Annotated in this window: 11 protein-coding genes and 1 tRNA gene; 4 read left to right on the top strand and 8 right to left on the bottom strand. The window is 75.0% G+C overall.

Going from position 1 to position 16,388, the window contains the following annotated elements:
• Window positions 1-93: 93 nt before the first annotated feature.
• On the bottom strand, window positions 94-690 hold the full coding sequence (locus D0Z06_RS05250) for an ANTAR domain-containing response regulator (RefSeq protein WP_117376309.1): 597 nt from the start codon (window positions 688-690) through the stop codon (window positions 94-96).
• A gap of 82 nt (window positions 691-772) precedes the next feature.
• Between D0Z06_RS05250 and D0Z06_RS05245 the strand changes: the two genes are divergently transcribed.
• The 4 genes from D0Z06_RS05245 to D0Z06_RS05225 all read left to right on the top strand — a co-directional run bounded on the left by D0Z06_RS05245 (window position 773) and on the right by D0Z06_RS05225 (window position 3,966).
• Window positions 773-845: transfer RNA gene (locus D0Z06_RS05245), tRNA-Leu, on the top strand.
• 336 nt (window positions 846-1,181) lie between these two features.
• Window positions 1,182-1,460 (top strand): hypothetical protein, encoded by a 279-nt coding sequence (locus D0Z06_RS05235; RefSeq protein ID WP_199522137.1) that lies wholly within the window; start codon window positions 1,182-1,184, stop codon window positions 1,458-1,460.
• Entirely contained in the window at window positions 1,457-2,065 is a 609-nt protein-coding gene (locus D0Z06_RS05230) for a DUF7010 family protein (RefSeq protein ID WP_117376307.1), read from the top strand. Before D0Z06_RS05235 ends, D0Z06_RS05230 begins: the two co-directional genes overlap by 4 nt.
• Before the next feature lie 92 nt (window positions 2,066-2,157).
• Complete coding sequence (locus D0Z06_RS05225; RefSeq protein WP_233517459.1) at window positions 2,158-3,966, top strand: aminotransferase class V-fold PLP-dependent enzyme; 1,809 nt, start codon at window positions 2,158-2,160, stop codon at window positions 3,964-3,966.
• 31 nt (window positions 3,967-3,997) lie between these two features.
• Here D0Z06_RS05225 and D0Z06_RS05220 read toward each other — a convergent pair whose 3' ends face one another.
• The 7 genes from D0Z06_RS05220 to trpB form a co-directional block, all read right to left on the bottom strand.
• A complete protein-coding gene (locus D0Z06_RS05220) occupies window positions 3,998-4,864 on the bottom strand; it encodes an acyl-CoA thioesterase (RefSeq protein WP_233517458.1) in 867 nt (288 codons plus the stop codon).
• On the bottom strand, window positions 4,861-6,276 hold the full coding sequence (pyk, locus tag D0Z06_RS05215) for a pyruvate kinase (protein ID WP_117376306.1): 1,416 nt from the start codon (window positions 6,274-6,276) through the stop codon (window positions 4,861-4,863). Before pyk ends, D0Z06_RS05220 begins: the two co-directional genes overlap by 4 nt.
• A gap of 234 nt (window positions 6,277-6,510) precedes the next feature.
• A complete protein-coding gene (locus D0Z06_RS05210; RefSeq protein ID WP_117376305.1) occupies window positions 6,511-8,013 on the bottom strand; it encodes a glutamate synthase subunit beta in 1,503 nt (500 codons plus the stop codon).
• Complete coding sequence (gltB, locus tag D0Z06_RS05205) at window positions 8,006-12,694, bottom strand: glutamate synthase large subunit (RefSeq protein WP_233517457.1); 4,689 nt, start codon at window positions 12,692-12,694, stop codon at window positions 8,006-8,008. Before gltB ends, D0Z06_RS05210 begins: the two co-directional genes overlap by 8 nt.
• A 322-nt stretch (window positions 12,695-13,016) precedes the next feature.
• Entirely contained in the window at window positions 13,017-13,985 is a 969-nt protein-coding gene (lgt, locus tag D0Z06_RS05200; protein WP_117376304.1) for a prolipoprotein diacylglyceryl transferase, read from the bottom strand.
• On the bottom strand, window positions 13,982-14,797 hold the full coding sequence (gene trpA / locus D0Z06_RS05195; RefSeq protein WP_117376303.1) for a tryptophan synthase subunit alpha: 816 nt from the start codon (window positions 14,795-14,797) through the stop codon (window positions 13,982-13,984). The genes lgt and trpA overlap by 4 nt, the downstream gene beginning before the upstream one ends.
• Window positions 14,794-16,143, bottom strand: a complete 1,350-nt coding sequence (trpB, locus tag D0Z06_RS05190) for a tryptophan synthase subunit beta (protein WP_117376302.1) — start codon at window positions 16,141-16,143, stop codon at window positions 14,794-14,796. The genes trpA and trpB overlap by 4 nt, the downstream gene beginning before the upstream one ends.
• Window positions 16,144-16,388 lie beyond the last annotated feature (245 nt).

Below are 16,388 nucleotides of genomic sequence, written 5' to 3'. Positions count from 1 at the left end.
TAGCTGGCGATCTGCCGCCAGAAAGCCGGGTCGCCCGGACCGTGACAGGGTTGTGACCTGCCGGAGGGCGGAGGGCCGGCCCCTGCGGGCCGCTCAGTCCGAGGGCGTCTCGGCCGTCGCCGGCTCCAGGATCCGCTGCGCGAGCGCCTTCATCGACGTCCGCTCGTTCATCGCCGTGCGCTGGATCCAGCGGAAGGCCTCGGCCTCGGTGAGGCCCTGCTCGGCCATCAGCTTGCCCTTGGCCCGCTCCACGACCTTGCGCGCCTCCAGCCGCTCCTCCAGCGTGCGCACCTCGCCGTCCAGCGCGGTCAGCTCGGCGAAACGGGCGCGGGCCACCTCGATCGCGGGCACGAGGTCGTTCTTGGAGAACGGCTTGACCAGGTAGGCCATGGCGCCGGCGTCGCGCGCCCGCTCGACGAGCTCCCGCTGGCTGAAGGCGGTCAGCACGATCACCGGGGCGACCCGCGACGCGGCGATCTGCTCCGCCGCCGCCAGCCCGTCCAGGACCGGCATCTGGATGTCGAGGATGACCAGGTCCGGCCGCAGTTCCGCGGCACGGTCCACCGCCTGCTGGCCGTCCCCGACCTCGGCCACGACGGAGTAGCCCTCCTCCTCCAGCATCTCCTTGAGGTCGAGGCGGATGAGCGCCTCGTCCTCGGCGATGAGGACCCGGATCGACTCGCTGCTCACCCGCGAGAGCCTATCGATGCCGGTCGGCCGGCACCGCCCCGCTAGGCTCGACCGCGCACCGCCCTCCCCGCAGGACGGCGCTGCCCCCGTACCCCAACGGCAGAGGGAGCGGATTCAAAACCCGCACAGTGTGCGTTCGAGTCGCACCGGGGGCACTCCCGGGAGCTGACCGTCGGTCCCCGTCCGGCCGGACCGTCGGTCCCCGGGCTCGTGCGGGTGGGCGAGCGCACGTTCCGGGAGGCGCCGCGCCCTGCCGATGACGATCCGGCGGCCCCGGGTGTCCGGCGGTCCTCGGTGCGACGCGCCGCCCGGTTCGCCCGTCACCGACCGCCGGCCTGGTGGCGGTCGGCACCGCCGTCCGCCCGGTCGGTCACGGCCGCCGACCCCGTCACCGACCGAGGAGCACGGATGACCACCATGCCGGCGACCCTTGCCGGCGCGGCCGCCGTCCGGTGCCCGCCCTGCCCGCGGCACCGGCGCGGTGCCGCCCCGTGACCGGCGTCCTGCTCGCCCTGATCGTCGCCTGCGAGGCCGGGTTCTGGTTGCTGCTCGGCGCCGGCCTCGTGACCCGTTACGTGCTGGGCCGGCGGCGCGCCGGTGCGGTCCTGCTGGCCGGCGCCCGCCTTCGGGTCGAGCACGCTGCGGTGGGCCGATCAGCGGTTCGCGTACCGCTTCGCCGGCGGGCAGCCGGTCCGATGACCACCCCCACTGCGCCCGACGCGGTCGCGACACCGTCGCCCGCCAGCACCGCCCGGAGGAGACACCCATGACCAGCACCCCGCGGACCGCGCCGCCGGCCTCGGCCGGCGACGCGATGACCGTCGACGAAGCCCGGCGCAGCGCGTCGGCCTCCGCGGCAGCGGGGGCACCGTGGCTGATCGCCTACGCACTGACGCTGGGCGTCGTCGCGGCGCTGTCGTTCGTCCTGGACACCCGCGCCGCGGCGCTGGCCACCCTGTTCCAGGGCGGCGTGGCACTGCCGCTGGCGTTCGCGCTGGAGCGCCGGCTCGGCCGAGGCGCGATGCCGGCCGACCACCCGCTGCGCAGCCTGTCGGTGCAGCTGGCGATGGTGCAGGTCGTGGCGCTGCCCGCGGTGATCATGCTCTACCCGGACCACCCCGAGCTGGTCCCCGCCGCCCTGGCCGCCGTCGGGGGCGCGCACTTCCTCCCCTACGCCTGGCTGCACGGGACGCGCGTCTACCTGGTGCTGGCGATCGCGGTGTCGGTGGTCAGCTGGGTGCTGGCGGGCGCCTTCGGCGCCGATGCCCACCGGGCCGTCCTCGTGTGGTGGGCTGCCTGCTACGTCGCGGCCGCGGTCGCGCTGCTCCGCCTGGCCCGCAGCCGCACCGCGCCGCCCTCGGCGGCCGCCCGGTGACACCCCAGGCGTCCGGGATCACGGGACGAGCGGGCACCCCGCGCTGCCTCCTCGGCGGCGGGGGTCCCCGGGTCGGCGATTACGGTGAGCCGGTGACTGCGCCGTCCGAGATGCCCGCCGTCCCGCACATGACGCCCGAGGAGTTCCGCCGGCACGGGCACGAGGTCGTCGACTGGATCGCCGACTACTGGACCCGGGTCGGCAGCCTGCCGGTCCGCTCCCCCGTCGCCCCCGGTGACGTCCGCGAGGCCCTGCCCGCCGACCCACCCGAGCACGGGGAGCCCGTCTCCGCGGTGCTCGCCGACCTCGACCGGGTCGTCGTCCCCGGGCTGACGCACTGGCAGCACCCCGGCTTCTTCGGCTACTTCCCGGCCAACACCTCGGGGCCCTCGGTGCTCGGCGACCTGGTCAGCGCGGGCCTGGGCGTGCAGGGCATGTCCTGGGTGACCAGCCCGGCCTGCACCGAGCTCGAGCAGCACGTGATGGACTGGTTCGCCGGCCTGCTCGGCCTGCCGGACTCCTTCCGCTCGGACGGGTCCGGGGGTGGCGTCGTCCAGGACTCCAGCTCCGGGGCGAACCTGGTGGCCCTGCTGGCCGCCCTGCACCGGGCCAGCGGCGGGGCCACCGTGCGCGAGGGCGTGCGACCCGAGGAGTGCACCGTCTACGTCACCGCCGAGACGCACTCCTCCATGGAGAAGGCGGTGCGGATCGCCGGCCTCGGCAGCGACTCCGTGCGCATCGTCGAGGTGGACGGCGACCTGGCGATGCGCCCGGCCTCGCTGCGCGCCCGGCTCGAGCGGGACACCGCCCGTGGCCTCACGCCGGTCCTCGTGTGCGCCACCGTCGGGACCACCTCGACCACCGCGGTGGACCCCCTCGCCGAGCTCGGCCCCGTCTGCCGCGACCACGGCGTGTGGCTGCACGTCGATGCCGCCTACGCCGGGGTCAGCGCGCTCGCCCCCGAGCTGCGCGGGTTGCAGGCCGGCGTGGAGTGGGCCGACAGCTACACCACCGACGCGCACAAGTGGCTGCTGACCGGCTTCGACGCGACCCTCTTCTGGGTCGCCGACCGGGCCGCCCTCACCGGCGCCCTGGCGATCCTCCCGGAGTACCTGCGCAACGCCGCCTCCGACGCCGGCGCGGTGGTCGACTACCGGGACTGGCAGATCGAGCTGGGCCGCCGGTTCCGCGCCCTCAAGCTGTGGTTCGTGCTGCGCTGGTACGGCGCCGAGGGGCTGCGCGCGCACATCCGCTCGGGCGTGGCGCTGGCCCAGCAGCTGGCCGACAGGGCGGCGGCCGACGACCGCTTCGAGGTGGCGACGCCGCACCCGCTGTCGCTGGTCTGCCTGCGCCCGCGCTGGGCTGACGACGTGGACGCCGACGTCGCCACCATGACCCTCCTCGAGCGGCTCAACGACGGCGGCGAGGTGTTCCTGACCCACACGACCGTGCGGGGGCAGGTGGTGCTGCGGGTCGCGGTGGGCGCGCCCACGACCACCCCCGCGCACGTCGCCCGGCTGTGGGCGCTGCTGTGCGAGAACCACGACTGGCTGGCCGCGGACTTCGCCGAGTCCGCCGCGGAGCGCGCCCGCGAGGAGGCCGAGCGGCGGGCGGCCGCGGAGCGGGCGGCCACCGCCGAGCCGGCGACGCCCGCGGGGGGCGGCCCGGCCGGCGGCGGGCCCGAGACCCCGGCCGGCCAGGACGAGACGGCGCGCCAGGCCCGGGACCAGCAGGGCCTGGCCGCCCCGCCGCCCGGCCCGGCCGGCGACGAGACCGGGAGCACTGCGGCCGCCGAGGAGCGGGGGGACGACGCGGTGGACGACGCCGGGGAACCGCCCGCGCTGACCGAGACGGCGGCCGTCCTGGACGAGACCGACGCCGCGGTGCGGCCGGGGGGCTGAGCCGCGGTGCGGCCGGGGGGCTGAGCCGCGGTCAGCCCCGGGCGCGCAGCAGGCCCTCCTGGGCCACCGTGGCGACGTGGGTGCCGTCGGCGGACCAGATCTGCCCCAGGCACAGCGCCCGCCCGGCCGAGGCCGAGGGGCTGTCCCCCTCGTACAGGAACCACTCGTCGGCCCGCGCCGGGCGGTGGAACCAGACGGCGTGGTCCAGGCTCGCCCCGACGAAACCGCCCCAGCCGGCGCCGAGCCGGGCCACCCCGGCCGAGAGCAGGGTGAGGTCGCTGGCGAAGGTCAGCGCGGCGGCCTGGACGGCGGGGTCGTCCGGCAGCCGGCCGCGCACGCGCAGCCAGGTCCGCTGCTGGGTGTGCGGTGGGCTCTTGGGCTCCGGCGCGAACGGGTCCTCGAAGAAGCGCTGCTCCACGGCGGCGCTCATCGCCTTCATGGCCGCGCCGACGTCGGGGTGCCGGCCGACCATCTCGGGGATGCCGGGCAGGTCGTCCGGGCCGGCCACGTCGGGCATCGGCAGCGCGTGCTCGGCCAGCGCCTGCTCGCCGGCGGTGAAGTCGGCGGTGAGCCCGAAGATGGCGACGTCCTCCCCGCCCCGGTGCTGCCAGGCGAGGACCCGCCGGGTGGTGAACGTCCGGCCGTCGCGGATGCGCTCGACCACGTAGCGGATCTCCTCGTGCGGGTCGCCGGGCCGCAGGAAGTAGGAGTGCAGCGAGTGCACGCCCCGGTCGGCCGGGACGGTGAGGCCCGCGGCCCGCAGCGCCTGCCCGGCCACCTGCCCGCCGAAGATGCGCTGCTGGCGCGTCGTGGGCGTCTTGCCCACGAAGACGCCCCGCTCGCGCTCCTCGAGCTCCAGCACCGCCATCAGGGGGGCGCCCCCCGCCACGTCGTTCACGAGTCCGTGCCCACCTCGTGCACCCGGATCAGGTTGGTCGAGCCGACCGTGTTCGGGGGGCTGCCGGCCACCACCACGACCCGGTCGCCCTCCCGGAGCCGGCCGATGGCCAGCAGGGAGAAGTCGACCTGCTCGACCATGTCGTCGGTGTGCTCCACCGTGGGCACCAGGAAGGTCTCCACGCCCCAGGAGAGGGCGAGCTGGCTGCGCACGCGGCCGTCGACGGTGAAGGCGAGCAGCGGCTGCCGGGGGTGCAGGGCGGCCAGCCGCCGGGCGGTGTCGCCGGTCTGCGTGAAGGTGGCCAGGGCCTTGACGTCCAGGGACTCCCCGATGTCGCGGGCGGCGCGCACGATCGCCCCGGACCGCGACCGCGACCGGCGGACCAGTTCGGGGGCGCGCACCTGGTCGCCCTCGACCGCGGCGATGATCCGCTCCATGGTGCGGACCGCCGCGATCGGGTGGCGGCCGACGGAGGTCTCCCCGGAGAGCATCACGGCGTCCGCCCCGTCGAGGACGGCGTTGGCGACGTCCGAGGCCTCGGCGCGGGTCGGCCGCGAGTTCACGATCATGGACTCGAGCATCTGGGTGGCCACGATGACCGGCTTGTTGCGCTCGCGGGCGGCCTGCACGGCGCGCTTCTGGACCAGCGGGACCCGCTCGAGGGGCAGCTCGACGCCCAGGTCGCCGCGGGCCACCATGACCCCGTCGAAGGCCTCGACGATCGCCTCGAGGTCCTCGACGGCCTCCGGCTTCTCCAGCTTGGCGATGACCGGGACGGTCACGTCCTCCTGGCGCATGATGTCGCGGACCAGCTCGACGTCGCGGGGCGAGCGCACGAAGGACAGCGCGACGAAGTCCACGGACAGGTGCAGCGCGAAGCGCAGGTCCTCGGCGTCCTTCTCCGACAGCGCCGGGACGCTCACGGCCACGCCCGGCAGCGAGAGCCCCTTGTTGTTGGAGACCTCGCCGCCCTCGACGACCAGGCACCACACGTCCGGGCCGTCGACCTCGACGACCGAGAGCGCGAGCTTGCCGTCGTCCACGAGCAGCCGGTCGCCGACGCGCACGTCGGCGGCCAGGCCCTTGTAGGTGGTGGACACCCGCTCGGCGGTGCCCTGGACGTCGTCGACGGTGATGCACACCCGGCTGCCGGTGCTCCACTCGACCGGCCCGGTGGCGAACGTGCCGAGCCGGATCTTGGGGCCCTGCAGGTCGGCGAGGACGGCGACGGCCCGGCCGGTGCGGTCGGACGCCTCGCGCACCATGCGGTACGCGCGCTCGTGGTCGGCGTGCGCGCCGTGGCTGAAGTTGAGCCGGGCGACGTCCATCCCGGCCTCGACCAGGGCGGTGACCTGTTCCTGGGAGCCGGTGGCGGGCCCGAGCGTGCAGACGATCTTGGCGCGGCGCGTCATGGTCAGAACGCTAGTGGTCCGCGGGCCGGGCCTCTCACGCGGCCGGGGCCGTGTCCGTCACGTGACGGGCACCGCCCCGGCCCCGTCCAGGGCACCACCCCGAGCCTGCGGGGGGTGGGGAGGACGGCGGCCCCTCTGCAGGGCCGCCCCGAGCCTGCGAACGGCGGGGGCAGAGCGGCCCCGTCCAGGGCACCACCCCGAGCCTGCGAGGGGTGGGCAGGACGGGGTCCTCTCTCAGCGGAGGGCGACCGCCGTCGGGGTCACCGGGCGGGGCAGCATCGAGCTGCCGGTCAGCCACTCGTCGACCGCCCCGGCGGCTGCCCGGCCCTCGGCGATGGCCCACACGATCAGCGACTGCCCGCGCCCCATGTCGCCGGCGACGAACACCCCGGGGACGGTGGACATGAACTCGCCGTCGCGGGCCACGTTGCCGCGGCCGTCGACCTCGACGCCGAGCGTGTCGACCAGCCCGGTGCGCTGGGCGCCGGTGAAGCCCATCGCCAGCAGCACCAGGTCGGCCGGCAGCTCGCGCTCGGTGCCCTCGACCTTCTGGAACCGGCCCTCGACCCGCTCGACGTCGTGGATGAGCAGCGCCCGCACCCGGCCCTGGCCGGGGCCCTCCTCGTGGCCGAGGAAGCGCTCGGTGTTGACCGCGTACAGCCGCTCGCCGCCCTCCTCGTGGGCGCTGGAGACGCGCATGACCATCGGGTAGGTCGGCCAGGGGTTGGCCGCCTGGTCCCGGCGGTCCGGCGGCGCGGGCATGATCTCCAGCTGGGTGACCGAGGCCGCACCCTGCCGGTGGGCGGTGCCGAGGCAGTCCGCGCCGGTGTCGCCGCCACCGATGATCACGACGTGCTTGCCGCGGGCGTCGATCGGCGGGGTGTCGATCTCGCCGAGGGCCTGCCGGTTGCCGTGGGGCAGGTAGTCCATGGCCAGGTGGATGCCGTCGAGCTCGCGGCCGGGGGCCGGCAGGTCGCGGCCGACCGTGGCCCCGCCGGAGAGGACGACGGCGTCGAAGGCCCCCCGCAGCTGCTCGACCGACAGGTCGTCCGGGCCGCTGCCGCCGACCTCGACGCCGGTGACGAACCGGGTGCCCTCGGCGCGCATCTGGTCCAGCCGCCGGTCGAGGACGGCCTTCTCCATCTTGAACTCGGGGATGCCGTAGCGGAGCAGCCCGCCGATGCGGTCGGCCCGCTCGTAGACCGTCACGTCGTGCCCGGCGCGGGTGAGCTGCTGAGCGGCCGCGAGCCCCGCAGGGCCGGAGCCGATGACGGCGACCTTCTTGCCGGTCTGCTCCTGTGGGACGACCGGGGTGACCAGGTCGCGCTGGAACGCCTGGTCGATGATCTCCCACTCGATCTGCTTGATCGTGACCGGCGACTCCTCCAGGTTGAGCACGCAGGCGCCCTCGCACGGCGCCGGGCACAGCTTCCCGGTGAACTCCGGGAAGTTGTTGGTCGCGTGCAGCCGCTCGATGGCCTCGGACCAGTCGTCCCGGCGGGCGAGCTCGTTCCACTCCGGGATGAGGTTGCCCAGCGGGCAGCCGTGGTGGCAGAACGGGATGCCGCAGTCCATGCAGCGCGCCGCCTGCCTGCGGACCTCGGCCACCGGGAACACCGCGTCCTCACCGCTGTCGCGGGTGAGGTAGACGTCCTTCCAGTCCAGGATCCGGACGTCCACCGGCCGGCGCGGCGGCAGCGCCCGGTCGTGCTTCAGGAACCCCGTCGAGTCAGCCACGTGCGGCCTCCATCACTGCCACGTCCACGTCGGTGCCGGCGGCCTCCGCGGCGCGCCGGGCCTCGAGCGCGCGACGGTAGTCGCGCGGCATGATCACGCTGAAGCGCTCGGCCCAGCGGCCCCAGTCGGCCAGCAGCGCCGCCGCCACCGGGGAGTCGGTGTCGGCGCGGTAGCGCACCAGCACCTCGCGCAGCCACTGGGCGGACTCGCCGTCCAGGGGCTCGACGTCGACCATCTCGGCGTTGACCCGGTGGCGGGCCAGGTCGAGCACGTAGCCGATGCCGCCGGACATGCCGGCCGCGACGTTGCGGCCGGTCGGCCCGAGGATCACCGCGCGGCCGCCGGTCATGTACTCCAGCGCGTGGTCGCCCACGCCCTCGACGACGGCCAGTGCACCGGAGTTGCGCACGCAGAACCGCTCGCCGACCCGGCCGCGCAGGAAGATCTCCCCGCCGGTGGCGCCGTAGCCGATGACGTTGCCGGCGATGACGTTGTCCTCCGCCGGGAAGGTCGCCTCCCGCGCCGGCCGGACGACGATCCGCCCGCCGGAGAGGCCCTTGCCGACGTAGTCGTTGGCGTCGCCGGACAGCCGCATGGTGATCCCGCGTGGCACGAAGGCGCCGAAGGACTGCCCGGCCGACCCGGTGAAGGTCAGGTCGATCGTGCCGTCGGGCAGGCCCTCGCCGCCGAAGCGGCGGGTGACCATCGAGCCGAGCATCGTGCCGACGGTGCGGTTGACGTTGCGGACCGGCAGCTCGAGGGTCACCGGCCGGGCGTCGAGCAGCGCGCCCTCGCACAGCTGGATCAGGGTCTGGTCCAGCGCCACGTCGAGACCGTGGTCCTGCTCGCGCACCCGGTGCCGGACGCCGCCCTCCGGCAGCGCGGGCACCGCCAGCATCGGGGACAGGTCCAGCCCCGCGGCCTTCCAGTGGTCGACTGCCTTGCGGGTGTCGAGCAGCTCGGCCCGGCCGATCGCCTCGTCGAGGGTGCGGAACCCGAGCTCGGCGAGGTACCGGCGGACCTGCTCGGCCAGGAACTCGAAGAAGGTCACCACGAACTCCGGCCGCCCGGTGAACCGCTTGCGCAGCTCGGGGTTCTGCGTCGCGACGCCGACCGGGCAGGTGTCGAGGTGGCAGACGCGCATCATCACGCAGCCGGAGACCACCAGCGGGGCGGTGGCGAAGCCGTACTCCTCGGCGCCGAGCAGCGCCGCGATGATCACGTCGCGGCCGGTCTTCATCTGCCCGTCGGCCTGGACGACGATCCGGTCGCGCAGGCCGTTGGCCAGCAGCGTCTGCTGCGTCTCGGCCAGACCCAGCTCCCACGGCGAGCCGGCGTGCTTGAGCGAGGTCAGCGGCGCCGCGCCCGTCCCGCCGTCGTGCCCGGAGATGAGGACGACGTCGGCGTGCGCCTTGCTCACGCCGGCCGCGACCGTCCCGACACCCACCTCGCTGACCAGCTTGACGTGGACCCGCGCCTCGCTGTTGGCGTTCTTCAGGTCGTGGATCAGCTGCTTGAGGTCCTCGATCGAGTAGATGTCGTGGTGCGGCGGCGGGCTGATGAGGCCGACCCCCGGCGTCGAGTGCCGGGTGCGGGCCACCCACGGGTACACCTTGGCGCCGGGGAGCTGGCCGCCCTCGCCGGGCTTGGCGCCCTGCGCCATCTTGATCTGGATGTCGTCGGCGTTGACCAGGTACTCGCTGGTGACCCCGAACCGGCCGCTGGCCACCTGCTTGATCGCCGAGCGGCGCAGGTCGCCGTTGGGGTCGGGCTCGAAGCGGTCGGGGTCCTCGCCGCCCTCGCCGGTGTTCGACTTGCCGCCGAGCCGGTTCATGGCGATCGCCAGGGTCTCGTGCGCCTCCTGCGAGATGGAGCCGTAGCTCATCGCGCCGGTCTGGAAGCGCTTGACGATCTCGCCGGCCGGCTCGACCTCCTCGAGCGGCACGGGCGGGCGCTCGCCGGTGCGGATGTCGAACAGCCCGCGCAGGGTCGCGGCCTCCACCGACAGCGCGTCGACGGTGTCGGTGTAGCGCTGGAACACCTCGAACTGCCGGGACCGGGTGGCGTGCTGCAGGAGGAACACCGTCTCGGGGTTGAACAGGTGCACCTCCCCCTCGCGGCGCCACTGGTACTCCCCGCCGGTCTCCAGCCGCCGGTGGGCCCGCTCGGTGGGGTTCTCCGGGTAGGCGCGGCGGTGGCGCATGGCCACCTCCTCGGCGAGCACGTCGATGCCGACGCCGCCGAGGGGGCAGGAGGTGCCGGTGAAGTACTCGTCGACGACCTCGCGGGAGAGCCCGACGGCCTCGAAGATCTGCGCCATCGTGTACGAGCCGACGGTGCTGATGCCCATCTTGCTCATCACCTTGAGCACGCCCTTGCCGAGCGCCTTCACCATGTTGCGGTTGGCCTGCACCGGCTCGATGCCGGTGAGCACGCCGTCGCGGATGAGGTCCTCGACGCTCTCGAAGGCCAGGTACGGGTTGACCGCGGCCGCGCCGTAGCCGAGCAGCAGCGCGACGTGGTGCACCTCGCGGCAGTCGCCGGACTCGACGACCAGGCCGACCTCCATGCGGGTCTTCTCCCGCACCAGGTGGTGGTGGACGGCGGCGGTCATGAGCAGCGACGGGATCGGGGCGCGGTCCTCGTCGCAGTCCCGGTCGGAGAGCACGATGATCCGCGCACCCGCGGCGATGGCCTTGCTGACCTTGGTGCGCAGTTGCTCGATGGCGTGGCTCAGCGCCGGCCCGCCGCCGGTGACGTCGTAGTGGCCGGTCACCCGGACGGCGGCGTACCCGGGCAGGTCGCCGTCGTCGTCGATGTGCAGGATCTTGGCCAGCTCGTCGTTGTCGATGACCGGGTAGGGCAGGAACACCTGCCGGCAGGACGCCGGGGTGGCGTGCAGCAGGTTCTGCTCCGGCCCGAAGGTCCGCCCGAGGCTGGTCACCAGTTCCTCGCGGATGGCGTCCAGGGGCGGGTTGGTCACCTGGGCGAACAGCTGCCCGAAGTAGTCGTAGAGCAGCCGCGAGCGGTCCGACAGCGCCGCGACGGGGGTGTCGGTGCCCATCGACCCGATCGGCTCGGCGCCCGTGGAGGCCATCGGCGTGAGCAGGACGCGCAGGTCCTCCTCGGTGTAGCCGAACAGCAGCTGGCGGCGGACGACGGACTCGTGGCTGGGCCGGGCCCGCCGGCGCTCCGGCAGCGAGGGAAGGTGCACCAGGCCGGCGTGCAGCCAGTCCTCGTAGGGGTGCTCGGCCGCCAGCGCGCCCTTGACCTCCTCGTCGGAGACGATCTTCCCCGCCGCGGTGTCGACGAGGAACATCCGGCCCGGCTGCAGCCGGCCCTTGGCGACGACCTCGGAGTCGGGGACGTCGAGGACGCCGACCTCGCTGGCGAGGACGACGAGGTCGTCCTTGGTGTGCCACCAGCGGCCCGGGCGCAGCCCGTTGCGGTCGAGCACCGCGCCGATGAGCGTGCCGTCGGTGAAGGCGACCGCGGCCGGCCCGTCCCACGGCTCCATGATCGAGGAGTGGAACCGGTAGAAGGCCCGGCGGGCCGGGTCCATCTCGTCGTGGTTCTCCCAGGCCTCCGGGATCATCATGAGCACCGCGTGGGGCAGCGAGCGGCCCGACAGGTGCAGCAGCTCGAGCACCTCGTCGAAGGTGGCCGAGTCGCTGAAGTCGCTGGCCGTGACCGGAAAGAGGCGGTCGAGCCCCAGCTCGGAGGCGGGGCCGGCGGGGCCGTCGAACAGCGCCGTCTCGAGCTTGGCCTCGCGGGCCCGCATCCGGTTGCGGTTGCCCTTGATGGTGTTGATCTCGCCGTTGTGGGCGATGACCCGGAACGGGTGGGCCAGCGGCCAGCTCGGGAAGGTGTTGGTGGAGAACCGGCTGTGCACGAGGGCGATCGCCGACGCGTAGCGCTCGTCGCGCAGGTCCGGGAAGAAGGCGGGCAGCTGGTCGGTGGTCAGCATGCCCTTGTAGGTGATGGTCCGGGAGGACAGCGAGGCCACGTAGAGGGAGCTGCCGGCCTCGGTGGCGGCGCGCTCGGCCCGCTTGCGCAGCACGAAGGCCCGCCGCTCCAGCCGGGTCACCCCGTTGACGGCCACGTTGCCACCGAAGGCCGTGGAGTCGGCGCGGGCGCCCATGGTCTCGGCGACGAACACCTGGGCCAAGTGCGGCATGACCGCGCGGGCGGTCGGCCCGACGTCGGCGCCGTCCGGGTCGGTCGGCAGCTCGCGCCAGCCGAGGACGGTCAGCCCCTCCTCGCCGGCCAGCCGCGCGACGTCGGCGACGCGGGCGGCCCGCTCGGCCTCGTCGACGGGCAGGAAGGCGATGCCGACGGCGTACTCCCCCAGCGGCGGCAGGTCGAAGGCGACCTCGGCCCGCAGGAGGGCGTCGGGGATCTGGGTGAGGATGCCCGCGCCGTCCCCGGAGTTCGGCTCGGAGCCGGCCGCCCCCCGGTGGTCGAGGTTGTGCAGGGCGGTGAGGCCGGCGGCCACGATGTCCCGCGAGCGGCGGCCCTGGACGTCGGCGACGAAGGCGACGCCGCAGGCGTCGGAGTCGAGCGCCGGGTCGTAGAGGCCCTGGGCGGCCGGGACGGCCGAGAAGGGCACGGCCGTCCCCGGTCGCGGTGCGACGGCGGTCCCGCGGACGGGGGCTGCGGCGGGGGCGGTGGACTCGGACATGTCACTCCCGTCGTCGGCGCACCACCCGGGGTCCGTCGTCGGCGACGGGGGGCGGTGGGGCTGGTGCCCGGGCCGGTGGTCGATGAGGGCGGAGGGGGTGGCACTGCGGGAGAGCCGGGGGCCGGCGGTCGGGCGGACCACCGGGCCGGCCGGCTCGCGAGCCCAGGGGGTGGGTGCCCCCGGGGCTGTCGTCCGCGGGGCGGCGCTGGCCCGGTTCCGACGCGTGCGACCCCCGCCAGGATCGCTGGGAGGGTCTGGCAAGAGGGTACACACGCGTCACACGGGCACCCCCCGGTGAGCCCGGGGTGGCGGCGTGCCGCCGTCAGGGTTCTCGGCGTGGCGCGGTGGCGTCCCCACCTGGCGTTCCGCCGTCCGCGGCGGGGCCCGGGGTGGACGGCGCCGACCTGCCCGCCCGGCCGTGCCGCCGCGGACCCGCCGCGGTGTCGGCCATGTCACGGCCCCGGGTGATGACCTCCCGCGGGCGCCCGCGCTGCCACACCATGTAGGCCACGGCGAGCAGGCCGACCACCACCGAGGTGACGACGTTGAGCCGCACGCCGAGGAGAGTCTCGGCCGGGTCGGTGCGCAGCACCTCGATCCACACCCGGCCCGCGCAGTAGCTGGCGACGTAGAGCGCGAAGGCGCGGCCGTGGCCGAGCCGGAACCGCCGGTCGGCCCACACGACGACCGCCGCCGCGGCCAGGTTCCACAGCAGCTCGTAGAGGAAGGTCGGGTGGAAGGTCCCGAGCACGACCGGGGCGCCGTCCGGGCCGCGGACCGCCTCGGTGCCGGTCCACTCGTAGATGCGCAGCGCCCAGGGCAGGTCGGTGGGCCCGCCGTGGAGCTCGTTGTTGAACCAGTTGCCGAGCCGGCCGATGGCCTGGGCGACCAGCAGCCCGGGGGCGAGGGCGTCACCGAAGGCCGGCAGCGGGATGCCCATCCGGCGGCAGGCGATCCAGGCGCCGACCGCGCCGAGGGCGATGGCCCCCCAGATGCCGAGCCCGCCCTCCCAGATGGCGAAGGCGCGCAGCGGGTCGCCGCCCTCGCCGAAGTAGGCCCGGGGGCTGGACACGACGTGGTAGAGCCGGCCGCCGACGATGCCGAAGGGCACGGCCCAGACGGCGATGTCCAGGACGTCGGAGGCGGCGCCGCCCCGGGCGACCCAGCGGCGCTGGGTGATCCAGATGGCGGCGACGATGCCGGCGATGATGCACAGCGCGTAGGCCCGGATCGGCAGCGGGCCGACCTCCCACACCGCCTGCGTGGGGCTCGGGATCACGGCCAGGTTCACGCCGGGACCCGGTCCCGCACGCCGGTGGCCAGCTCGGCGGCCAGCCGGCCGGCCGCGGCGGCGCCCCGCTGCACGTCCCCGTCGGCGTCCAGCACGGTGCGGACGAAGGCCGAGCCGACGATGACGCCGTCGGCGAACCCCGCCACCTGCGCGGCCTGGGCGGCGTCGGAGACCCCGAGGCCGACGCAGACGGCGAGGCCGGGGGCGACCGCGCGGGTCCGGCCGACCAGCCGTTCCGCCGCGTCGCCGACGGTGGCGCGGGTGCCGGTGACGCCCATCGTGGAGGCGGCGTAGACGAACCCGCGGCAGGCCGCGGTGGTGGAGGCCAGCCGCGCGTCGGTGGACGACGGGGCGACGAGGAAGACCCGGTCGAGGTCGTGCTCCTCGGCGGCGGCCAGCCAGGGACCGGCCTCCTCGGGGATGAGGTCGGGGGTGATCGTCCCCGCTCCCCCGGCGGCCGCCAGGTCGGCGGCGAACCGGTCGACGCCGTAGCGCTCGACGGGGTTCCAGTAGGTCATCACCACGGGCACCGCCCCCGCGTCGGCGACCGCCTCGACGGCCCGGAGCACGTCGCGCATGCCCACGCCCGCACGGACGGCGACGTCCACCGCCTGCTGGATGACCGGCCCGTCCATGCCCGGGTCGCTGTAGGGGACGCCGACCTCGACGACGTCGGCGCCGTTCTCCACCGCCGCGACCATCGCCGCGATCGACCCCTCGACGCTGGGGTAGCCGACCGGCAGGTAGGCGATCAGCGCCGCCCGGCCGTGCGCCTTGGTCCCGGCCAGGACCTCCGCCAGGTGCGAGCTCACGCCGCTCCACCCGCCTCCCGGCCGGCGACGGCCTCGTCGTTGCTGACCGCACCCTCGGTGGGCCGCTGGTCGGTGTCCATGCCGGCGCCGGGCTCGACGTGCCCGGCGTCGCCGAGACCGAACCAGCGCGAGGCGGTCTCGACGTCCTTGTCGCCCCGGCCGGAGAGGTTGGCCAGCAGCAGCGCGTCCGGTCCGAGCTCGCGGCCGAGCCGCATCGCGCCTGCCAGGGCGTGCGCCGACTCGATCGCCGGGATGATGCCCTCGGTGCGGCACAGCAGGGCGAAGGCCTCCATGGCCTCGGCGTCGGTCACCGGGCGGTACTCCGCCCGGCCGATGTCGTGCAGGTGGGAGTGCTCGGGGCCGACGCCGGGGTAGTCCAGGCCGGCGCTGATCGAGTGCGACTCGACGGTCTGGCCGTTGTCGTCCTGCAGCAGGTAGGAGCGGGCGCCGTGCAGGACGCCGGGGCTCCCGCCGGTGATGGTGGCCGCGTGCCGACCGCTCTCGACGCCGTCCCCACCGGCCTCGAGGCCGAGCAGCCGGACCCCCTCGTCGGGCACGAACGCGGTGAAGATGCCGATGGCGTTGGAGCCGCCCCCGACGCAGGCCAGCACGGCGTCGGGCAGCCGGCCCTCGCGCTCGAGCACCTGGGCGCGGGCCTCGTCGCCGATGACCCGCTGGAAGTCGCGGACCATCTCCGGGAAGGGGTGCGGCCCGGCGACGGTGCCGAACACGTAGTTGGTGGTCTCCACGTTGGTGACCCAGTCGCGGAACGCCTCGTTGATCGCGTCCTTGAGGGTGCGCGACCCGGTGGTGACCGGGACCACCTCGGCACCGAGCAGCCGCATGCGGGCGACGTTGAGCGCCTGCCGGCGGGTGTCCTCCTCGCCCATGTAGACGGTGCAGGACAGCCCCAGGAGCGCCGCCGCCGTCGCGGTGGCGACGCCGTGCTGGCCGGCGCCGGTCTCGGCGATGACCCGCTGCTTGCCGATCCGCCGGGTCAGCAGCGCCTGGCCCAGCACGTTGTTGATCTTGTGCGAGCCGGTGTGGTTGAGGTCCTCGCGCTTGAGCAGCACCCGGGCGCCCCCGCAGTGCTCGGCGAAGCGCGGCACCTCGGTGAGCGGGCTCGGCCGGCCGGTGTAGTCGCGCTGCAGCTGCGCGAACTCGGCGAGGAAGGCCGGGTCGACGCGCATCGCCCGGTAGGCCTCGGTGAGCTCGTCGAGCGCGGCGACCAGGGCCTCGGGGACGAACCGGCCGCCGAAGACCCCGAAGTGGCCGGTGGCGTCGGGCCAGCTCGGCCGGGGCGGCTCGAGACGGTCCTCCGGCGGTGAGACGGCGCTCGTGGTCATGACGCCAGTGTCCCGCGCGCGGCGGGTGTGGTGGTGGAGGGGTGGACGCGACCGGCGGTTCGGTCCCGGTGGGGACCGGGACCGAGCGCGCCGCGGCCCCTGTCCCGGCACCGCCCCGCGCGGAGCGCGGGGTGGGGAGGACGGGGTCCCGCCTCGGCTCCTGGCCCCGTCCCGGGCACCGCCCCGCGCGGAGCGCGGGGTGGGGAGGACGGGGTCCCGCCTCGGCTCCTGGCCCCGTCCCGGGC

This window comes from Geodermatophilus marinus, assembly GCF_003428645.1.
Taxonomy (GTDB): domain Bacteria; phylum Actinomycetota; class Actinomycetes; order Mycobacteriales; family Geodermatophilaceae; genus Geodermatophilus.
Note: the sequence above shows the minus strand (reverse complement) of the source record. Positions and strands in the feature narration are given on the sequence as shown.